Genomic DNA, 4943 nt, shown 5'->3' with positions numbered 1-4943 from the left:
GGCATTGGCGCTAAGCGCCAGCATCACCATCATCAAGCAGGCGATGGGCGAGCTACAAGCATCAGCCTAGCTTGTAGGATTATTGTAACGGCATCGTCATTTGGGCGGCGTTGTGTTATATTAGCCCCTTGATGTGAGTTGATCGGTGTTGCCGAAGTTGGTGGGTATGAATGATTCTACACGGTTGAGTATTGGGGCGGTTTTGGTGACTTTGGCAGGCGTGCTGATATTGTGGCTGCCGATACTGCTGCTACATTTGGTACCAGCTTTGTTTGTGTTTTTATTGACTTATGGCAGTATTTATCAGCTAGAATCCAAGCTCAGACGGTGGCGAGGCAGCCATCGCAGTCATGTTATCTTGAGCGCTGTGATCGTGGTGAGTGTCTTTTTGATGATGGTGGCGCTACTTGGCTTGTGGCTTAAGGCGAGAGCCGATGTCACGACATTGAACGATCTGCTGATGCAGATGCTTGTGGTGTTGGATCAGCTGCACACCAAACTACCGGCAAGCATTGCCAATCACATTCCCGCATCGCTGACTGCACTTAAAGAGACGCTGACTTTGGCAATCAAAAATCACGCCGTACAGTTTCAGGCCACAGGTGCGCATATCGTGTATCAGCTTGGGCATCTGCTGATCGGGTTGGCGGTGGGTGTCATCGCTGCCATTCAGATCCCGATCACACCGCCGTCTGATGCCAAGCCATTGGCTGTCAAGCTACGCCAAGAATTTGATGATTTGGTGCACAGTTTTATCGAAGTGTTTTTTGCCCAAGTGCGCATTTCTGCCATCAATACACTGCTGACAGCTATCTATCTACTCGCCATATTGCCCATGATCGGTAAAAGCCTGCCCATGTCTGGCACACTCATCGTACTCACCTTTGTGGCGGGGCTCGTGCCTGTGCTGGGCAATCTGATTTCAAATACCTTCATTGCCATCATGAGTCTAAGTCACGGGCTTGGCTTGACGGTATTGTCATTGGCATGGCTCATCAGCATTCATAAACTGGAATATTTTCTCAATGCACACATCATCGGACATAAGATCAAAGCCAAAGCTTGGGAGATACTTGTCATCATGGTGCTTTTGGAAGCGATGTTTGGTATTTTTGGCTTGATTGCCGCACCCATCATTTATACCCAGACCAAGAAAAAACTCAGCGAGCAAGGATGGTTATGATACCATCCTAGGCACTGCTTGGCTGACTTGCCAAAATCCCACTCAAATTCTCTTCAAGCCAGCCCACCAAATCAGCCAGTTTGACGCTTGCCGTTTGACCATACTCGGTGAGCATATATTCCACATGGGGCGGCATGGTGTTGAATACGACAACACCCCAAAAAAGACAACTGCCTTTTTGGGGTGTATCAATTGGTATGTATCAATAAAATCGCTTAGATGGCCATCACACCAAAGGCTCGCCTGCCACAATGATGCCATTATTATCCGCATAGACATAGTCGCCATCACGGATGGTCACACCGCCAAACTGCACGGTCACGCCCACTTCGCCCACGCCCTTGCGAGTGGATTTTTGGGGAATGCTTGCCAATGCCTGCACGCCCAACGCCATCTGCGCCATCGCATCGACATCACGCACACAGCCGTAGATGATGACGCCTGCCCAGCCGTGCTTAACCGCAGACTCGGCAATCATATCACCAAGCAAGGCACAACGCATCGAGCCGCCGCCATCGACGACGAGCACTCGGCCATCGCCATCGGTAGCAAGCAGTTCTTTGACACGAGAATTATCTTCAAAGCACTTGACCGTCACCGCCTGACCGCCAAAACTCGTATGACCGCCATAATTACGAAAGCTTTTGCCATCGATATAAGGCGACACCACGCCTGTGACCTTATCACTATAATCATCCAACAAATCACAGGTTACAAATACTTCTACCATCACACCACTCCTTAGCTTGTTTGGGTTAAAAATTGCGATACTTTGCTAGATATCACTATAAGTCGCCATCTATCCCTTGTCAATTTATAGGCATAATTTTGTGAAAAAATGGCTGAAATTTAATCTGGGATTTAACCTAGACTTTAGCCAAGCTCGGTGGCAATGTGCGCTAAATCCAGCTCAAAGCGTGACTCAAACGCCATCATCTCACCCGTCAAAGGGTCAATAAATTCAAGCCGTTTGGCAAGTAATTGCAGCGGACAGCTAAAATCATCATCGGCTGCGTGTGCCACGACAGGATAAAAACTGTCATGGACAATCGCAATGCCCAAATGATTCATATGCACTCGCAGCTGATGCAGCTTGCCCGTGCTTGGCTTAAGCTCATATTTGGCAAAATTCTTATCATCACTCACTGCTATGATATCAATATCCGTCTGCGTATTGGGCACGCCTTGCCCTACTTGCATGGTATAAAATGGCTCGCCCCGCTCAAGGTTGAGCGCAAGCGACAGCGGAAACTGCAAACTTGAACGATATGGCGCAATCGCATGATAGGTCTTTGTCATCGCTCGTGTGGCAAATAGTGCCTGATAAGCACTGCGTGCTGATGGTGTCTTGGCAAATAAAATCAGCCCTGCCGTCTCACGGTCTAGCCTATGAATGGGTGAGATGTCCGCATTGTCAAATTGACGCTTTAGACGAGTCAATAGCGTCTGCACCACATAGCGACCTGATGGCGTCACCGTCAAAAAATGCGGTTTATCCACCACGAGTAGCGCATCATTTTCATAAATAATATGATGCTCAAAGGGTACAGGCACTTCATAAGCCAATGATTTATAATAATAAATCGTCATGCCCTGCTGATACGGCGTATCAATAGTCAATCGCTTGCCATCGCCATCAACCACCAAGCCATCACCAAAGCGGACTTGCCATTCATCCACGCTGATATGGGCAAATTTATCACACAGATAAGCAAAAATACTCACAGGTGTTGGCGTGATTTTTGGCAAATACAGCTTACTTGGGCTGATACCATCTCGGGCTGGTGGTGCGGTGTGGGTCATGGTCGATTGGGTACTATTCACAAAATTGGCAATCTTGGCGGTCAAGCTTTGTGTTTGACATCAGCACAAATTATGCTATGATACTATTATTGTAAGGGGTGAGCGGTGTTTCCTATCCGCTCTGCCGTATCAAATTCTTGTGGATTTGACTTAGGCACTTAGTTTATAAAGCTGGTAAGCTCCATAATACTAAGACTGCAATGATTACAAGTTGTGCGATAACTTTCATCATTTACTCCTTACATCGGTGAGCCACTTTGTCATATAGGGGAAGTGGTTTGACCTACAAGGCAAGGCTCCTACCCCTTGCCTTGATGTTTTTTATGATAATCGATAATAATTATAATGTCAATGTTAACTTAATTATAGTTAAATTTATATTAATAAATATCCTTGACAATCACCCACTTTTCACAAATTCAAAAAATTTACACTTGTAAACTGTAAATCCATCAAAAATCATGCTAAGATAAGGCAATTTTTACAATAATTTGAGATGGATTCGCCATGACACAACCTGTCAAGCCAAACAAACGAGCCTATTTTGAGAAATCTGATTTTGAGCGTGTGGTCATCACCGGCATGGGTGCTTTGACCCCTGTGGGTAATAGCCTAGATGAAATTTGGCAAAATCTCACCCAAGGCGTCAGCGGTATTACACGCCTAGATGGCTTTGATGATAAAGCGGTGGCGATTGATGAGTTTCGTGCGCAGATTGCAGGGCTTGTCAAGAATTTTGATGCCAAAGATTATCTCAATCCAAAAGAAGCTCGCCGTTTTGACACCTTTATGCACTATGCACAAGTGGCATCAGCGATGGCATTGCACCATGCTGGCTTGATTGATGACATCAAAGGCGACAGCTTGCCTGTCAATATCGATGGCACACGCTTTGGGGTGGTGATGGGCTCGGGCATCGGTGGTATTCAGACCATCGAAAATAGCCGTGATACCCTAAAAGAACACGGCGCCAAAAAAGTCTCGCCGTTTATCATCCCGGGCACGATTATCAATATGCCGGCAGGTCTGATTGCCATGCGTCATGGACTAAAGGGTGCAAACCTTGCCACTGCCACTGCCTGCACGACATCGACGCACGCCATCGGGCTTGGGGCACGCTTGATTGCTTATGGCGACTGTGATGCGGTGCTAGTCGGTGGTAGCGAAAAAGCATCGACACCGCTTGGGCTGTCAGGCTTTGGGGCGATGCACGCACTGTCCACCCGTAATGATGAGCCGACGCGTGCCAGCCGTCCTTTTGACAAGGACCGTGACGGCTTTGTGCTTGGTGATGGCGCAGGGGCGTTGGTGCTCGAAAGTCTTGCTCATGCCAAGGCTCGTGGGGCGACTATCCTAGCAGAACTCGCCGGCTTTGGGATGAGTGATGATGCCAATCACATCACCAGTCCATCGGCAGGCGGTGAAGGTGCTGAGCGTGCGATGGCAGCAGCACTTCATGATGCGGGCGTCACAGCTTCCCAAGTCGGCTATATCAACGCACACGGCACAAGCACGCCACAGGGCGATGTCGCTGAGAGCCAAGCGATTGAGCGACTATTTGGCAAGGACATCTTGGTCAGCTCAACCAAATCAATGACAGGTCATCTGCTCGGCGCAGCAGGGGCGATTGAAGCGATTTTTACCGTGCTTGCCCTACAAAATCAGCTACTGCCACCGACCATCAATCTAGATAATCCCGATGAAGCGTGTACGCTCGATTATATCCCCCATACCGCCCGTGCTGTCGATGGCGTGAATTTTGCGCTGTCAAATAGCTTTGGCTTTGGTGGCACCAATGGCTCGCTGTTGTTCCGTAAATGGGATGAATAAACTCACGGCCCAAAAAAACAATATCACCCCAATGTAAAAGCCTTGGGGTGATTTGCGTTAGCATCACCATCACAGCTTAGGTCGATAAAATCGCCACTTCTTTGACATAGCTGTGAAAATCCGCCAA

Annotated in this window: 5 protein-coding genes; 2 read left to right on the top strand and 3 right to left on the bottom strand. The window is 48.0% G+C overall.

Features of this window, described 5'->3' with window-relative positions:
- Positions 1-166: 166 nt before the first annotated feature.
- Positions 167-1183, top strand: a complete 1017-nt coding sequence (locus Q0N89_RS09720) for a hypothetical protein (protein WP_294035884.1) — start codon at positions 167-169, stop codon at positions 1181-1183.
- 7 nt (positions 1184-1190) lie between these two features.
- On the opposite strand, the gene Q0N89_RS09715 is transcribed toward Q0N89_RS09720, so the two are convergent.
- The 3 genes from Q0N89_RS09715 to Q0N89_RS09705 form a co-directional block, all read right to left on the bottom strand.
- The gene (locus Q0N89_RS09715) at positions 1191-1319 is read right to left on the bottom strand and encodes a winged helix-turn-helix transcriptional regulator (RefSeq protein ID WP_294035882.1); all 129 of its coding nucleotides are present in this window, start codon (positions 1317-1319) and stop codon (positions 1191-1193) included.
- Positions 1320-1409: 90 nt separating this feature from the next.
- Positions 1410-1913: a ribonuclease E activity regulator RraA gene (gene rraA / locus Q0N89_RS09710; RefSeq protein ID WP_294035880.1), complete on the bottom strand. Its 504-nt coding sequence runs from the start codon at positions 1911-1913 to the stop codon at positions 1410-1412.
- A 143-nt stretch (positions 1914-2056) separates the two neighbouring features.
- Positions 2057-2986 carry a pseudouridine synthase gene (locus Q0N89_RS09705; protein WP_294035878.1) on the bottom strand — a complete coding sequence of 310 codons (930 nt, stop codon included), beginning with the start codon at positions 2984-2986 and terminating at the stop codon, positions 2057-2059.
- Positions 2987-3493: 507 nt separating this feature from the next.
- Here Q0N89_RS09705 and fabF point away from each other — a divergent pair.
- Positions 3494-4816 (top strand): beta-ketoacyl-ACP synthase II, encoded by a 1323-nt coding sequence (fabF, locus tag Q0N89_RS09700; RefSeq protein WP_294035876.1) that lies wholly within the window; start codon positions 3494-3496, stop codon positions 4814-4816.
- The last annotated feature ends 127 nt before the right edge of the window (positions 4817-4943 follow it).

The sequence above is a fragment of the uncultured Moraxella sp. genome (genome assembly GCF_945873075.1).
Taxonomy (GTDB): Bacteria; Pseudomonadota; Gammaproteobacteria; order Pseudomonadales; family Moraxellaceae; genus Moraxella.
This window is presented reverse-complemented; position numbering and strand designations above follow the sequence as displayed.

Bases quoted from the DNA above. Each gene is read 5' to 3' on its own strand.
- Q0N89_RS09715 (WP_294035882.1), bottom strand. From the start codon at position 1,319: ATGCCGCCCCATGTGGAATATATGCTCACCGAGTATGGTCAAACGGCA.
- Q0N89_RS09705 (WP_294035878.1), bottom strand. From the start codon at position 2,986: ATGACCCACACCGCACCACCAGCCCGAGATGGTATCAGCCCAAGTAAG.
- rraA (WP_294035880.1), bottom strand. From the start codon at position 1,913: ATGGTAGAAGTATTTGTAACCTGTGATTTGTTGGATGATTATAGTGAT.
- fabF (WP_294035876.1), top strand. From the start codon at position 3,494: ATGACACAACCTGTCAAGCCAAACAAACGAGCCTATTTTGAGAAATCT.
- Q0N89_RS09720 (WP_294035884.1), top strand. From the start codon at position 167: ATGAATGATTCTACACGGTTGAGTATTGGGGCGGTTTTGGTGACTTTG.